This window comes from Enterococcus sp. AZ009 (assembly GCF_050548785.1).
GTDB lineage: Bacteria > Bacillota > Bacilli > Lactobacillales > Enterococcaceae > Enterococcus_D > Enterococcus_D entomosocium.
In genome coordinates this window covers 3307207-3322954 of the sequence record NZ_CP172960.1, presented here as the reverse complement: position 1 = coordinate 3322954, position 15748 = coordinate 3307207, and the positions used below count along the sequence as shown (strand labels likewise).

At 41.0% G+C, this 15748-nt stretch carries 15 protein-coding genes; 14 read left to right on the top strand and 1 reads right to left on the bottom strand.

Going from position 1 to position 15748, the window contains the following annotated elements:
- The first annotated feature begins 82 nt into the window (after positions 1-82).
- From IGJ74_RS15645 to IGJ74_RS15580, 14 genes are all read left to right on the top strand, one after another.
- Positions 83-1432 (top strand): UDP-N-acetylmuramoyl-tripeptide--D-alanyl-D-alanine ligase, encoded by a 1350-nt coding sequence (locus IGJ74_RS15645; RefSeq protein WP_218193029.1) that lies wholly within the window; start codon positions 83-85, stop codon positions 1430-1432.
- Between the two features lie 290 nt (positions 1433-1722).
- Entirely contained in the window at positions 1723-3249 is a 1527-nt protein-coding gene (gene cshA / locus IGJ74_RS15640) for a degradosome RNA helicase CshA (protein WP_010749100.1), read from the top strand.
- Between the two features lie 260 nt (positions 3250-3509).
- Positions 3510-4853: a PTS transporter subunit EIIC gene (locus IGJ74_RS15635; protein ID WP_218193028.1), complete on the top strand. Its 1344-nt coding sequence runs from the start codon at positions 3510-3512 to the stop codon at positions 4851-4853.
- A 26-nt stretch (positions 4854-4879) separates the two neighbouring features.
- On the top strand, positions 4880-5899 hold the full coding sequence (locus tag IGJ74_RS15630; protein ID WP_255324114.1) for an ADP-ribosylglycohydrolase family protein: 1020 nt from the start codon (positions 4880-4882) through the stop codon (positions 5897-5899).
- A gap of 18 nt (positions 5900-5917) precedes the next feature.
- Positions 5918-6631, top strand: coding sequence for a GntR family transcriptional regulator (locus tag IGJ74_RS15625; protein ID WP_218193026.1), 714 nt, complete (start codon positions 5918-5920; stop codon positions 6629-6631).
- Between the two features lie 417 nt (positions 6632-7048).
- On the top strand, positions 7049-7414 hold the full coding sequence (gene acpS, locus IGJ74_RS15620; RefSeq protein ID WP_005233665.1) for a holo-ACP synthase: 366 nt from the start codon (positions 7049-7051) through the stop codon (positions 7412-7414).
- Positions 7415-7535: 121 nt separating this feature from the next.
- A complete protein-coding gene (alr, locus tag IGJ74_RS15615) occupies positions 7536-8657 on the top strand; it encodes an alanine racemase (protein ID WP_218193025.1) in 1122 nt (373 codons plus the stop codon).
- A gap of 9 nt (positions 8658-8666) precedes the next feature.
- Entirely contained in the window at positions 8667-9038 is a 372-nt protein-coding gene (locus IGJ74_RS15610; protein WP_005227961.1) for a type II toxin-antitoxin system PemK/MazF family toxin, read from the top strand.
- Positions 9039-9046: 8 nt separating this feature from the next.
- Positions 9047-9343 (top strand): hypothetical protein, encoded by a 297-nt coding sequence (locus tag IGJ74_RS15605; protein WP_016612926.1) that lies wholly within the window; start codon positions 9047-9049, stop codon positions 9341-9343.
- Positions 9344-9648: 305 nt separating this feature from the next.
- Entirely contained in the window at positions 9649-10716 is a 1068-nt protein-coding gene (gene rlmN / locus IGJ74_RS15600; protein WP_010749104.1) for a 23S rRNA (adenine(2503)-C(2))-methyltransferase RlmN, read from the top strand.
- A 196-nt stretch (positions 10717-10912) separates the two neighbouring features.
- Entirely contained in the window at positions 10913-11596 is a 684-nt protein-coding gene (locus IGJ74_RS15595; RefSeq protein WP_005233676.1) for a DUF969 domain-containing protein, read from the top strand.
- Entirely contained in the window at positions 11597-12517 is a 921-nt protein-coding gene (locus tag IGJ74_RS15590; protein WP_005233677.1) for a DUF979 domain-containing protein, read from the top strand.
- Between the two features lie 30 nt (positions 12518-12547).
- Positions 12548-13195 carry a pyroglutamyl-peptidase I gene (gene pcp / locus IGJ74_RS15585; protein ID WP_008379428.1) on the top strand — a complete coding sequence of 216 codons (648 nt, stop codon included), beginning with the start codon at positions 12548-12550 and terminating at the stop codon, positions 13193-13195.
- 441 nt (positions 13196-13636) lie between these two features.
- A complete protein-coding gene (locus tag IGJ74_RS15580; RefSeq protein WP_005233679.1) occupies positions 13637-15298 on the top strand; it encodes a peptide ABC transporter substrate-binding protein in 1662 nt (553 codons plus the stop codon).
- A gap of 100 nt (positions 15299-15398) precedes the next feature.
- On the opposite strand, the gene IGJ74_RS15575 is transcribed toward IGJ74_RS15580, so the two are convergent.
- On the bottom strand, positions 15399-15734 hold the full coding sequence (locus IGJ74_RS15575; protein ID WP_005227990.1) for a DUF3899 domain-containing protein: 336 nt from the start codon (positions 15732-15734) through the stop codon (positions 15399-15401).
- Positions 15735-15748 lie beyond the last annotated feature (14 nt).

Sequence of the window (15748 nt, the reverse complement as noted above, 5' to 3'; positions counted from 1 at the left end):
CAGGAAGAAAGCCAGCTCAACTCAAGGAAAATACTTGAAGCGATCTTGGGCTTTCTTTTTTTAGGAAAAAGGAGCGAACCTGATGAATTTTACTGTAAAAGAAGCCGCTGCCGTATTTGGTCAGCAAATTGAAAATGAAACACCACTTGCCTCTGTGGAATTCGACAGCCGTCTGATCAAAGAAAACAGTCTTTTTGTTCCCTTAGCGGGGACCCGTGACGGCCATGAATTTGCCCAACAAGCCAAAGACAATGGTGCGATCGCCACACTGTGGAGCCATCCTACGATCGAACCGCCGCAAGACATCCTTGTGATTCCTGTCACGGATACCGTCAAAGCGTTCCAACAATTGGCACGAGCGTATAAAGAAAAGCTTGCACCGAAAATCATCGGTATTACTGGAAGTAACGGGAAAACGACCACCAAAGATATGGTGGAAGCGGTCATGGCCCAAAAGTACCAGACCTATAAAACCCAAGGCAACCACAACAATGAACTAGGCGTGCCTTTGACTATCTTGCATGCGCCAGAAGATACCCAAGTGTTGATTTTAGAAATGGGAATGGATCATGCAGGTGAAATCGAAGTCCTTTCGCGCTTAGCAGAACCTGACGCTGCCGCTATCACGTTGATTGGCGAAGCCCACATTGAAAACTTAGGGTCCAGAGAAGGGATCGCCAAAGCGAAAATGGAGATCACCGCAGGATTGAAAAAAGACGGCTTCTTTATGATGCCAGCTGATGAACCATTGTTAGAGCCCTTTGTTCCCAATTTAACGCAGACCATTGAAACTTTTGGCTTAACTGAGGGAGATCTACAAGGAGACATCGTGGAGGAATCGCAAGATCAAACGATTTTTACGGTTGCAGGTACCACCTTTACCTTACCGGTCTTAGGCGGCTATAATGTCAAAAATGCCTTGATCGCGATTGGGTTAGGACGTCATTTTGGTGTAGCAGATGAAGCGATCAAGGAAGGCTTGGCGAATTTTCAATTGACGAAAAATCGGACCCAATGGGTGACTGCCGGTAATGGGGCAGCGATTTTGAGCGATATTTACAATGCCAATCCGACGGCCATGGGTCTTGTATTGGATAGCTTCCGCAAACTGCCGTTAGAAGGAAGACGGATCGCCGTATTGGCAGATATGCTTGAATTAGGACCAGATTCTGCACAAATGCACGAGCAGATGGCCGCACATTTAGATGACTCGTTCCAACTAGTTTTTCTTTATGGCAAAGAAATGCAAGCATTGCAAAAACGACTAGCTCAGTCACCACTTGCTGACAAGGTGCGCTATTTTGCGACAGATGAAAAACCACAACTGATCGCCTCCTTAAAGGAAACTTTAGAACCTTCCGACAGCTTGGTAATCAAAGGGAGCAATGGCATGGGCTTGAGCGAAGTCGTTGATGCACTAAAAGGAATGTAAAGCGGAGTTGAAATCTTGCTGAAACTTTCAAAACGTGTTATACTTATCTAACGCCGAAAGATGAAGCACAGAATGATTACTGTAAAAAACATTGACGTTTTGAGATAAAATGATGGCTGAGACAAACAACACTTGTTTTAGCCTTTTATAATGCCTTCGTGAAGCGGTTTTTCGGTACCGAGAGAAAGATAAGAGTAAATGGGACTACTCTTGTGTTTCTGAAGAACTAACCTACGCTTCGATGATAGAAAAACAGGCATCGAAAAGATGACCAGCCTAGGAGGATCCATTTGAAATTTAAAGATCTAGAATTATCCAACGAATTATTGACTTCTGTTGAGCGTGCCGGCTTTGAAGAAGCAACACCCATCCAAGAAGCAACGATTCCATTAGCCTTAGCAGGCAAAGACGTGATCGGTCAAGCACAGACCGGTACTGGTAAAACCGCCGCATTTGGTTTGCCAATGTTAGAAAAAATCGACCCAGCGAACCATCAACTACAAGGATTAGTGATTGCCCCAACCCGTGAATTAGCGATCCAAACCCAAGAAGAATTGTATCGTCTTGGTAAAGACAAAAAAATTCGCGTTCAAGCAGTTTACGGTGGAGCCGATATCGGCCGTCAAATCCGTCAATTAAAAGATCGTCCCCATATCGTAGTTGGTACGCCAGGACGTATGTTAGACCATATCAACCGCCACACCTTAAAATTAGGTACGGTTGAAACGCTTGTATTAGATGAAGCAGACGAAATGTTGAACATGGGCTTCTTGGAAGATATTGAAAAAATCATCAGCCAAGTGCCAGATGTTCGTCAAACGTTGCTATTTTCAGCAACAATGCCGCCAGCAATCAAAAATATCGGCGTGAAATTCATGAAAGAGCCTGAACATGTTCAAATCAAAGCCAAAGAAATGACCGCTGATTTGATTGATCAATATTATGTTCGCTCAAAAGATTATGAAAAATTCGATGTCATGACTCGTTTGTTGGATGTGCAATCACCAGAATTGACGATCGTTTTCGGTCGTACGAAACGTCGTGTTGATGAATTGGCACGTGGTTTAGAAGCTCGTGGCTACAAAGCTGAAGGCATTCATGGGGACCTTTCTCAACAAAAACGGATGAGCGTTTTACGTTCATTTAAGAGTGGTCAATTAGATATCTTAGTTGCCACAGACGTAGCAGCTCGCGGATTAGATATTTCTGGTGTTACACACGTTTACAACTACGATATCCCTCAAGATCCTGAAAGCTATGTTCACCGGATCGGACGTACAGGTCGTGCCGGAAAAGGCGGAATGTCAGTGACTTTCGTTACACCAAACGAAATGAGCTACTTGCATGTCATTGAAAACTTAACGAAAAAACGGATGACACCAATGCGCCCACCAACCGAAAAAGAAGCATTTAAAGGTCAATTAGGTGCCGCAATCGAATCTGTTGAAACAAAATTGGATGAAAATGGTTTGGATAAATACTTGCAAGCAGCCGACGATCTTTTGGAACGTTATTCTGCACAAGATTTAGCAGCACTGCTTCTAAAAACAATGGCGAAAGATCCAGCTGATTTAGAACCAGTCAAAATTACACCAGAACGCCCATTACCTCAAGGAAAAAAATCATTCAATAAAAACGGACGTCGCAGCAATAACAGCAATGGCGGCAATCGTAACCGCAAAGAAAACGGTGGGAACCGTGGCGGCGGCAACGGCAATAAAGCCCGTGGTAACTATTCAAAAGATGGTGCCCGTAAAAACAATCGCCGTAGCAACGACAAAAAACGCGGTTTCGTTATCAGAAATAACCAAGACTAATTGTTTTTTTGAATTACAATAAGAATGAGCTTTTTATTAAAAGAACATGTATGGCGAGCTTCGCTCACTTCATGTTCTTTTTTTATGTTAAAAATTACAAGGTTTCTATTAATAGAAATATAGATAAATTAGATAGTTTTTATTTATATTTTATGTTAGTTTCGTTGCTAAAATTGTTGTTGACATAATTATGAAAGCGTTATATATTGTTTTTAATGATATGACGTCATAACATTTAAAAAATTCTTGGAGGAAAACAGATGGATGAATTGGGGATTATGCTTTTAGAGTTGATGGGTGGTTCTGGTAATATTTCTAGTCTGACTCATTGTGCCACAAGATTAAGACCAACATTCAAAGATAGAAGTAAAGTTGATGCTGAGGGAATCAAGAATTTAGCTGAAGTCATAGGGATCGTAGACAACGATAAAAGTTTTCAAATCATTATAGGAACAAATGTAGGGGAAGTTTATGAAGCAGTACGAGCACATATGAGTAATCATTCAGAATTGGAAAGTGGAGAAACAGGAAATGAAAGTTTGATCAACCGATTTGTTTCGTTAGTAGTCAGTATCTTTTCTCCATTATTGCCGCTTCTCGCTGGTGCGGGTCTTTTAAGAGGGTTTACTATCTTAGCAAATGAACTAGGAATATTGAGTGTAGAGAGTGACACGAATACTTTGCTAACTCTAGCTGCAACATCGGTATTCTATTTTTTCCCATTGCTAGTAGCTATCACTTCTGCTAAGAAATTCAAAACCAGTGCATATATCGCTATTGCTGTTTTAGGGGTACTGATTATGCCAGATTTTGTAGCGATGATGAATGATCAACCAGGAACAATCATTCAATTCATGGGTATGCCGATTCGATTATTTAGCTATACAGGACAAGTGATTCCATCAATTATTCTTGTTTGGCTTCAATCAAAAATGGAGTTATTTCTAAAGAAAGTAATTCCACAAAGTTTGCATATGGTTGTTATACCGACCATACTTTTGTTTTTATTAGTACCGATTGCAGCCGGTATTATTGGACCAATTGGAAATTATGCTAGTCTTTTTATTGCCGATGTTGTTGGGAGACTAACAGCGATAAACAGCATTGTTACTGGAGCAATTATTGGAGGCATTTGGAATATTTTGATTATGTTTGGATTTCATTGGGCCCCTAATACGATGATCATTATTCCTGAAATTGCTGCGACAGGTACTTCTGCTCTTATTGCTTATGGCGCCAACGCAAATTTTGGGATGGCCGGTGCTGCGTTAGCTATTTTTATTATGACTAAGAATAAAGATTTAAAAAATTTTTCTGTGTCGGCTATTACTTCTGTTTTTCTATCTGGAATAGTCGAACCAGCGATCTATGGTATTGGAGTGAAGTATAAGACGCCATTAGCGGCAGGATGTATCGGTGCAGCGATTGGTGGTGCTTTTATGGGTGCTTTTGATGTTATTGGGAATGCGTTTGTATTTGGGGGACTGACAACGATCCCTGCATTTGCTGGACCTACCTTATGGGCATACTTAGTTGGTTTACTGCTATCGTTTATTGGTGGACTTGTCTTAACTTTTGTGTTTGGGGTTAAAGGACTTAAATAAGTAAAATGGATGGGAGAATTGATTACATGATTGAGAGAATTTTAGGATCTTTAACAATGGCAGCGATTGGAGACGCAATGGGGGCTGCGACAGAAAATCTGCCTTTTGATGAAATTCGGATAAAATTTGCTGGACCATTGGAAAAGCTAGTTGAACCCGGCAAAACAGCATTCGCATATGGAAATAAGGCAGGTGAAGTCACTGATGATTTTTCACAAATATATTTAATCTGTCAAAATATTCTTAAGAACCAAGGAATGATTGACCGAGATATTATAAAGAAAAGTATTATTGAATGGTCTGATATTCCGCATTATTTTAATCGTTTTGCTGGACCTACAACAAGAAGTGCGATTGAAATGTACAAAAATAATTTATCGGAAATAAAAGCACTTCCTGGGGCAGTAACAGTAGATTATGCTTCTAAAGCTACAAATGGTTCCGCAATGAAGATTTCTCCGGCGGGACTATTTCATCCAGGTGACTATGAAAAGGCTTTAGAAGATGCTATTATAATTACAAAAGTCACCCATGATAATTCATTGTCAATCTCAGGTGCTTGTGCGGTTGCCCTAAGTGTGTCGGAATCATTGAAGGAAAGTGCTACAATGGATAGTGTGATTGAAGCTGGCTTATTAGGTGCAAAACTCGGAGAAGAACAAGGAAAAAAATATTCTAAGCATGTTCCAGGACCAAGTGTTTATCGAAGAATACAGCTTGCTTTAGATATAGCGAATGGCAGTGGTGAAAAAGTTGATAAGTTGTTGAAACTTTATGATGTTGTTGGGAGTGGACTTCATGTTTCAGAAGCGGTTCCCTGTGCGTATGGAATCGTAGCCCTAAATAAGGAAACGCCCTATCAAGCAACGATCGATGCTGTAAATATCGGCTATGACACCGATACGATTGCTACAATCGTCGGTTCTATGACAGGTGCGCTTGTATCAGTAGATGAGACGGTCAAGAGTAAATTATCAGTGATAGAAAAAGCGAATGAAATGGACATAAGAGGGTTAGCCTCTAATATTGCAGAAATAGTGAAATGAGAGTAGGTCAGGGATAATTTGAGTAGTAATAGTAATTCTAAATATTATCAAATCTATGAAGAATTGAAAAAAAGTATTATTGCAAAAAAATATGTGGAAAATGATTTTTTTCCAACTGAAGTTGATTTGCAAAAAAAATATGGTGTCAGCAGAATAACGATTCGTTCCGCACTGCAACTGTTAGAATCGGATGGATACATCAAAAAGGTTCCTGGATTGGGAACAATCGTTAACAGCAATAAGCGAACATTACAATTGAATCGCTTGATAAGTTTTAATGATGAGCATAGGGAGCATATTACTTCATCTAAGCTAGTTGATTTTAGAAGAGAACCTGCACCTGAAAAAGTAAGGTTGCAGTTAAAATTATCTCCAATGGAAGAAGTTTATGTGAATGAACGGATACGAATCATTGATGATGAGAACATTGGTTTTCAGCGAGTATATGTGCCGACAAATTATATAGAGTTAAATGAAGAGGACTTTAATTCTCCAGAAGCTTCACTCTATAAAATTTTTGAAGATAAATCTATTCTGATCGAAAGTGCTACAGAAATTATTGAATCTATCGTAGCAGATGAAGTGTTAGCTGAACATCTAAAGATCAAGACGGGCGAACCATTGTTGTATGTAACAAGAAATACTATGGACGATAAAAACAGAAATATCGAATATGCGGAAATTTATTATCGTGCGGATAGATATAGATATGAAATTCAATTGAATAGATAGAGCAGTATTTAGAATATGGATTTAAAAGAAATTATCCTTAGTCGCTTCTACCTATATTTTTATTTAGAAAAAGATGTAGTTATTGATTAGAGCCCATTCAATCAGCGATTCCGTTTGATTGAATGGGCTTTCTTTCATTTTTTTTAGAAATAGTTACTTGATAGTTTTGAAAGAAATAGTGAAAAATAGACTAAAGAGTCGCTAAAAACTTGAAAAGATTGTTTTTTTATTCCAAGAATACTTGAAAAATAGAAAAGCATGATTTATCAGCAGCTTTCCCTTTGAAAATCTTAATCTCTGTATAAACTCGTCAGATTTGAATGGTAATTCGCCATTTTTTTGGTAGAATGGTAACTAGCTGAACAAGGGCCAATTCCAATTTGGAAACCCCTATCTTAAGTAAAGGTAGCGAGAAGAATGATTAAAGGAATCGGGATCGATGCAGTCGAGCTGCCTCGAATGAAAGAATTAATTGAAAAAAAACCTCAGTTTATAACGCGTATTTTAACAGAGAAGGAAGCAAAATTATTTGCCCGTTTGCCCCTGAAACGTCAGGTAGAGTTCCTCGGGGGGCGCTATGCCTGCAAAGAAGCGTTCTCGAAAGCTTGGGGGACGGGGATCGGCAAAGTTTCTTTTCATGATATTGAAGTCTTGACCAATGAATTCGGTGCACCGATCGTTACCAAAGCACCGCACCCTTTAGAAAAAACGTTTGTCAGTATCACCCATACAAATGATACTGCCTTTGCACAAATTATCTTAGAAGTATCGGATAGTGAGTAACCTGAGTGGAAGTCGTCACTTGGTGAAAAAACTACGATACTTTATGGACGAACAGCCGACTACATAAAACCAACTTAATTTGTTTGTCTGATCAAGCATTAGTAGAAAGAAGGAACTGGAAATGGTGGTTGCTTACCATAGACCAACGAAAGCGATTATTGATACGACCGCGATTACCGAAAACATCAAAAATGAGATTGCTCACTTACCAAGCGAGACGTTTCTTTTTGCGGTGGTAAAAGCCAATGGGTACGGGCACGGAGCGGTACAAACTGCTCAAGCAGCCAAAGAAGGCGGTGCAGCCGGTTTTTGCGTTGCGACGATCGATGAGGCAATCGAATTGCGAGAAGCAGGAATCACTGACCCGCTGCTGATTTTAGGGGCTGTGAACGTGCAAGATATTCCCTTACTTGCAGAATACGATTTTTCTTTTCCAGTCGCTTCGATGGACTGGTTGGTAGAAGCCGGTACTTATTTGGAAGAGAATCCTATAAAGACACCGCTTAAAGTACATGTCAAAGTGGATACCGGCATGGGGAGAATCGGTTTTTTGACCCCAGAAGAAGTGCTTCAAGCCGTTCTTTGGTTGGAAACTCATCCCACATTTGATTGGGAAGGAATCTTTACCCATTTCTCCACAGCCGATCAAGCTGATACAACTTATTGGGAAACACAGCACCAGCGGTTTAAAGAAGTCTTAACTGTTTTGCCTTATTTGCCGACATATATACATACAGGCAATAGCGCGACCTCCTTGTGGCACAAAGAGGCCGTTGGGAATATGGTCCGTTTTGGGATCGCGATGTATGGATTGAATCCGTCAGGTCATGCATTGAAGGAACCATTTTCCTTAAAACCAGCCCTTTCACTTGTTTCTGAACTGATCCAAGTGAAATTACTTGAAAAAGGAGCGGGGATTGGCTATGGTGAGACATATATCACGCCCCGTCAGGAATGGATCGGCACTGTGCCTATCGGTTATGCGGATGGCTGGTTACGAAAAATGCAAGGCTTCTCACTCTTAGTAGAAGGCGAACCTTGTGAAATCGTCGGTCGGGTGTGTATGGATCAACTGATGATTCGTTTGCCGCGAGCCTTTGCTGTCGGTACAACGGTCACGTTGATTGGTGAGAATCATGGGAAACGAATTACGATGCAGGATGTTGCAGACCAGTTAGAAACGATTCACTATGAAGTAGCGTGCACCCTCTCAGCAAGGGTTCCGCGAGAATATAAAAGTTAGGGTGGTCCTATGGTAAAAAGGGGAGATATTTATTTTGCCGATCTTTCACCAGTCGTTGGATCGGAGCAAGGCGGAATACGACCGGTCTTGATCATTCAAAATGACTTGGGCAATCACTTCAGTCCCACCGTGATCATTGCGGCGATCACGGCAAAAATGGCGAAGCCGAAATTACCAACCCACATTGGGATTTCCGCTTCTTGCACAGGGATTGGCAAAGACTCCGTCATTTTGATGGAACAGATCCGCACGATCGACAAAAGTCGGTTGAAAGAAAAAGTTTGTCATTTAGACGATAAAGTGATGTGTGAAGTCGATGCTGCTTTGATGATCAGTATTGGTGTGGAGCCGACCTTTGCTACATCAACGATCGAGGTGTAAGACAAGCAATGGGGTATGTAGTATTAATAGTAGTTGTCATTTTATTGATTCTCTTTACTTATAAACATATTCGCCGTTTTCTTTCAGAAACCAAAAAGCGCAACGAAACCATGGAACAAGGGTATTACCTTGTCAGTCATACATATGAAGAGAAACGGGAACAGACCCATTATTACGGCGTTTTTCAACAAGGAGACAAAGAACTGATATTAGAAATGTCACTCCAGCTTTATTTACAGCTACAGCCACCGCAACGGGGGATGTTGACCGCCAAAGAAGGCCGAGTCCTTTCTTTTGAAGGGTGATCATGTGAAGAAAGCAGTGCCCATGAGAGAGTATCTCTTCAAGGAAAAGCAAACAAGCAGGAAAGAGCTGCTCCATTTATTTCACAGGAGTTGGTTCATTCACTGCTTGTTTTTTATGACTAAAATGTTTGTGAGAGCTATTTCAAGCAAGATGGCGTGATGGATGGGAACATTGAGCATCGAAAAAATGATCAACCAGCGCAGTAGAGCAACGGTTTTGCTTTGACAAACAACCAAGGTACGGTTGCTTTTCACAAAGAATTCAGTTATAGTATGTAGCGACTAGTTTGAAAAGAGGGAAAAAAGTGAACCCATCGATTTATGGACTTACCAAATCAGATCTATCTTTGTGGATAACTGAACAAAATGAAAAGAAATTTCGAGCCAACCAAGTGTGGGAGTGGCTCTATGAAAAACGAGTAACCAGCTTTGAAGAAATGACCAATTTACCGAAACCTTTGATTGAGAAACTGACGGCAGCCTTTGTGATCAATCCCCTGAAGCAGATGGTGGTACAAGAAGCCAGTGATGGGACCGTCAAGTATTTATTTCAATTGCCCGACAATCACATGATTGAAACGGTCTTGATGCGTCAAGAGTATGGCATGTCGGTTTGTGTGACGACCCAAGTCGGTTGCAACATCGGCTGTACCTTTTGTGCCAGTGGGTTATTAAAGAAACAGCGGGATTTAACAGCAGGCGAGATCGTGGCTCAAATCATGTTAGTACAACACTATTTTGATGAACGCAACGAGGGAGAACGGGTCTCTCACGTAGTCGTCATGGGGATCGGCGAACCCTTTGATAACTATGACAATGTGATGCATTTCTTGCAGATTATTAACGACCCAAAAGGTTTAGCGATCGGTGCGCGGCATATTACCGTGTCAACCAGCGGCTTGGCGCATAAAATCAAAGAGTTTGCGGAGAACGGCTTGCAAGTGAACCTAGCGATTTCGCTGCATGCCCCAAATAATGAAGTCAGAACCTCCATGATGCGGATCAATCGGAGCTTCCCGATTGAAAAACTGATGGCAGCGGTCGATTATTATTTAGAAAAAACCAATCGTCGCATCACGTTTGAGTATATCATGCTGGATCATGTCAACGACCGACCGGAACATGCCCGTCAGTTGGCAGCATTATTGAAGGATAAAAAGAAATTGTCTTACGTCAACTTGATTCCTTATAACCCAGTGAGTGAGCATGACCAATATGCTCGAAGTAAAAAAGCCGATGTGTTAGCTTTTTATGACATTTTAAAGAAAAACGGCATCAACTGTGTGATTCGTAAAGAACATGGGACAGATATCGACGCAGCATGCGGACAGCTGCGAAGCAAACAAATGAAAAAAGAAGCTTCTGCTTCTTAAACAAAAAAAACCAAAAGAAGGACTGCACAAGCGCAGTTCTTCTTTTGGTTTTTTATTATCTAAGCAATTAAAAAACGCCTTAAAGAAAGCGTATTCCTGTAAAGAAAATTCAAAAAACATTGTTTTACAAGAAAAAAATAGATTATACTAAAAGCTGGTATTCATTAAAAATAACTTACTGTGAAAGGATGATTTGATGGAATGGATTAAATTAATTGGTATTCTAGTTATTTTAGTCGGCTTTTTGCTGAAGCTAGATACTATTGCTGTCGTAATCGTTGCTGGTTTTGTCACCGCGCTTGTATCGGGAATTTCTGTTGTTGATTTTTTAACAATGTTAGGAGAAGCGTTTGTCAATAATCGACTCGTGACACTGTTCTTGTTGACATTACCAATGGTCGGCTTGTCGGAACGTTTTGGCTTGAAACAGCAGGCCGTCATATTGATTGAAAAAATCAAAGGCTTGACACCAGGGAAGTTTTTGAGTTTGTACTTATTTATTCGGGAACTTGCTGGCTTTTTCTCTATTCGGATCCAAGGACATACGCAATTTATCCGCCCAATCGTTAACCCGATGGCGCAAGCTGCTGGGGAAAATAAATTTGGGGAACTGGATGAAAAAGATCAGGAAAAAATCAAAGCTCGGGCTGCCGCTAATGAAAATTTCGGGAATTTCTTTGCCCAAAATACCTTCGTGGCTGCTTCTGGTGTGCTGTTGATCGTAGGAACGTTGCAATCACTTGGATATGATGTGGCAGCTAGTTCGATCGCGCAAGCATCATTGCCGATCGCATTGATCGTCTTAGTTATTGCCACGTTATCGAACTTGCTCTTTGATCGCAAATTAGCAAAAAAATATGGCAAGAAGGAGGAGAAATAGATGGAAGGAATCGTTAACGGATTACTAGAATTCTTTTATATCTTGATTGGGCTGCTGTCGATCATGACGGCTGTCCGGGTTTTTCGTGAAGCAGACCATCCTACACGATTAGGCACCTCTGCCTTTTGGTTACTGCTAGGGGTCGTCTTTGCTTTCGGAAATTTTTTGCCGTATCTTGTGGACGGAATTTTGATCGTTTTGATGGGCTGTTTGACCTTCTTCAAACAAGTACAGATCGGTAAAATCGTCGACGTTGATGATGAAAAAGCCGAAGCGTCAGCAAAACGGATCGGTAGTACGATCTTCGTACCATGTATCAGCTTGGCATTGATCGCTGTGGTGATTTCTTATACACCATTAGGGGGCCAAGTGGGGATCGGGATCGCGTCGATCTTAGCACTCTTGTTGGCAGTCGTGCTAACTTCCGCTAAACCAAAAACAGTGTTAGACGATTCCGACCGGATGCTTCGCCAAGTCGGAACTGCCGGTATCTTGCCGCAGTTATTAGCAGCACTAGGTGTCATTTTTAACGCTGCTGGTGTTGGTGATGTGATTTCTCAAGGAATCTCTGGCGTCGTGCCAGAAGGCAATCGTTTTATCGGTGTCGTGGCTTACTGTTTAGGAATGATGATCTTTACTATGATCATGGGAAATGGCTTTGCAGCATTTACCGTTATAACTGCCGGTATTGGCGTACCTTTCGTAATGGCGCAAGGCGGCGATCCAGTTGTTGCTGGCGCTTTAGCAATGACCGCTGGTTTTTGCGGCACGTTGCTGACCCCGATGGCAGCCAATTTCAATGCACTGCCAGTGGCTTTGTTAGAGATGAAAGACCCTAATGGTGTCATTAAAGCACAAGCCCCAATTGCTTTATTATTGTTAGTGATCCACATCGCTTTAATGTACTTTTGGGCATTTTAGTGGTAAAACAGAGATGGAAGGATGATGGAAATGAAACTATTAATTACCGGATTTGATCCATTTGGCGGAGAAGCAATCAATCCTGCCTTAGAAGCAGTGAAATTACTGCCAGATACAATTCATGGTGCACAGATCGTGAAAGCAGAGATCCCCACTGTATTTGGGAAATCAGCGGCGATCGTCGAAGAGAAAATTGAAGAGGTCCACCCAGATGTCGTCTTAAACATCGGTCAAGCGGGCGGCCGGTTTGCCATCTCACCAGAACGAGTGGCAATCAATGTGGATGATGCCCGGATTCCTGATAATGAAGGCAATCAACCCGTCGATGAAGCGATCCAAACAGAAGGAAAGCCTGCCTACTTCACACAACTGCCAATCAAAGCAATGGTAGAAAATATGAAAAAAGCAGGAATACCTGCAGCCGTTTCTAATACTGCTGGAACTTTCGTCTGCAACCACATCATGTATCAAGTACAATACATGATCGATACAAAATACCCTGAAATGAAAGGCGGTTTTATTCACGTGCCATTTATTCCTCAGCAAGTCGTCGATAAAGCAGGACAGCCTGCAATGAGCATCGAAGACATCGCCAAAGGATTAACTGCAGCAGTGGAAGCTATCGTTGATTATGCCGACAAAGAAGATTTAAAAGCGATTGGCGGCGCGATCCATTAATCATTGAAGGACATCCTTTCGAGGACAAAACAAAAGTTCTTAAAATGAAAAGACCTGATCAGTAAGCATGCGATCAGGTCTTTTTTGTCTGAATTTGATAAGAAATCATCCTTGTTTTCTGCATGTTTACTTTTCTATCAGACATTTCTCATTTTGATGACTGAAATGAAAAAAGCAGACAGAAAATGAATGTAAGTTACATTTAACCATGTTTTTTTATTATTTTTTTCGCTTTATTTCTTATAAATAAAGAAAGGAAAAATAGCATTTAACGAATGTTTGATGAGAGTAAGGTAAGTAAATACCAAGAAAACTTTCTTCCAAAGGTGTTTTTTATCGAAAAAGGGATTGCTTTTTTAATAATTATTAATTAAAATCTTATCTAACTTCAGAAATCGAATGATTATTCTGAAAATTAATTCAATTAAGGGGTAGGACAGGATGAAAAATAAATGGGCCTATGGTTTAGTAGCTGTGTGTGGCGTGGTGTTAGCCGGCTGTACAACAGGCGGAACAAATAGTTCAAGCAATGACACAGCAACTAGCGGCGATAGCAACGCAGAACAAGTATTTAACGTAGTGGTTTCACAAGAAATGCCAAGTGCGGATCTTTCATTAGCAACCGATACGATCAGCTTCAGTGCATTGAACAATGTATATGAAGGACTGTATCGTTTGGATGCTGACAGCACACCACAACCTGCTGGTGCAGCTGAAGCAGCTGAAGTCAGCGAGGATGGACTAACTTACAAGATCAAATTGCGTGAAGATGCGAAATGGTCAAATGGTGACCCTGTTACAGCAGCGGATTATGTTTATGGCTGGCAACGGACGGTCAAACCTGAAACTGCATCAGAATATGCGTATCTATTTTCACCAGTCAAAAATGCGGATGCCATCACAGCTGGCGATACGGATCCATCAGAGCTAGGCATCAAAGCAGTGGGGGATTACGAATTAGAAATCACCCTAGAAAAAGCAACACCTTACTTTGATTACTTATTAGCATTCCCATCATTCTTCCCACAAAATCAAAAAGTAGTGGAAGAAAATGGCGATCAATATGCATCAACAAGCGACAATGCCGTTTATAATGGACCATTTGTCCTGACTGGTTTTGATGGACCAGGAACGGATACAGAATGGGCTTATGAAAAGAACGATCAGTATTGGGACAAAGACACTGTTAAATTACAAACGATCAACGTAAGCGTCGTGAAAGAATCCTCAACTGCCTTGAATCTTTTCCAAGATGGTCAAGCAGATGATGTCATCCTAACAGGTGAACTGGCGCAACAGATGGCTAACGACGAAGCATTCGTTTCTCAACCAGAAGCAACGACTTCTTACTTAGAATTGAATCAACGTGATGAAGATTCACCTTTCCGTAACGAAAATTTGCGTAAAGCAATCTCTTATGCGATCGACCGTGATGCCTTAGTAACATCGATCTTAGGTGATGGTTCAATTGCTTCAAGTGGTTTGGTTCCAGAAGGCATGACTTTCAGCCCTGGCGATCATACAGACTTCACAGAAGCAGCTGGCAGCGTCATTAGCTACGATCAAGAGAAAGCAAAAGAATATTGGGAAAAAGCCAAAGAAGAATTAGGAATCGATTCATTAGAATTTGATATCTTAGCTTCTGATACAGACTCAACCAAGAAAATCATTGAGTACTTGCAAGACACGATCGAAAAAACATTGGACGGTGTGAAAGTCACGTTAAGTCCAGTTCCATTCTCTGTTCGTTTGGATCGTTCAAATGCGGGTGATTTTGATACAGTAATGGGCGGTTGGGGTGCTGACTATGCCGATGCAAGTAGCTTTACTGACTTGTTTACGACAGGTAACTCATACAACCGTGGTCAATGGAGCAGTGAAGAATACGATGCAGCTGTAAAAGCAGCAGGTACGACCAATGCCAATGACCCTGACAAACGTTGGGAAGATTTAGTCAATGCAGAAAAAATCATTATGAATGAACAAGGTGTCATTCCAGTTTATCAAAAAGCGGAAGCACATTTACGTGCAACAAAAGTCAAAGGTGTTGTTGCTCACGCAGCGGGCGCACAATACGACTACAAGTGGACATCAATCGAATAATCACGAGTAGTTGACTTGAAATGCCGAAGAAAAGGCTGGGACAATTTCTTGTCTCAGCCTTTTGCTTCTCATTTCAATGAGTAAAAATATAAGAGTGAAATTAACTAGTAGCAATCATTAAAAAGAGCAATGAAAGGAATAACAAGAAGACACCAGGCCATAACCAAAAGGCGTAACTCTGTTTGCCGACTTGGGATAATTTCAGATAATCTGTTTTATTTTTGGAAAAAGCTTTCTTCATGGAATATTGAAAATGGTCAAAGAAACCAGAAGCAAATACCCATAAAAAACCGCCAATGATCAAAAAGAACAGCGCCCACAAGAAAAGGGCATCTGAAAGAGCTGCTATGGAAAATTCATTTTTTATGGCTAACCATCCGCCAGAAATTGCGAGGCATAGGAGGGGTATGAGCCCACTACTTTTTTTTATTTTCATGATCTGACTCCTTT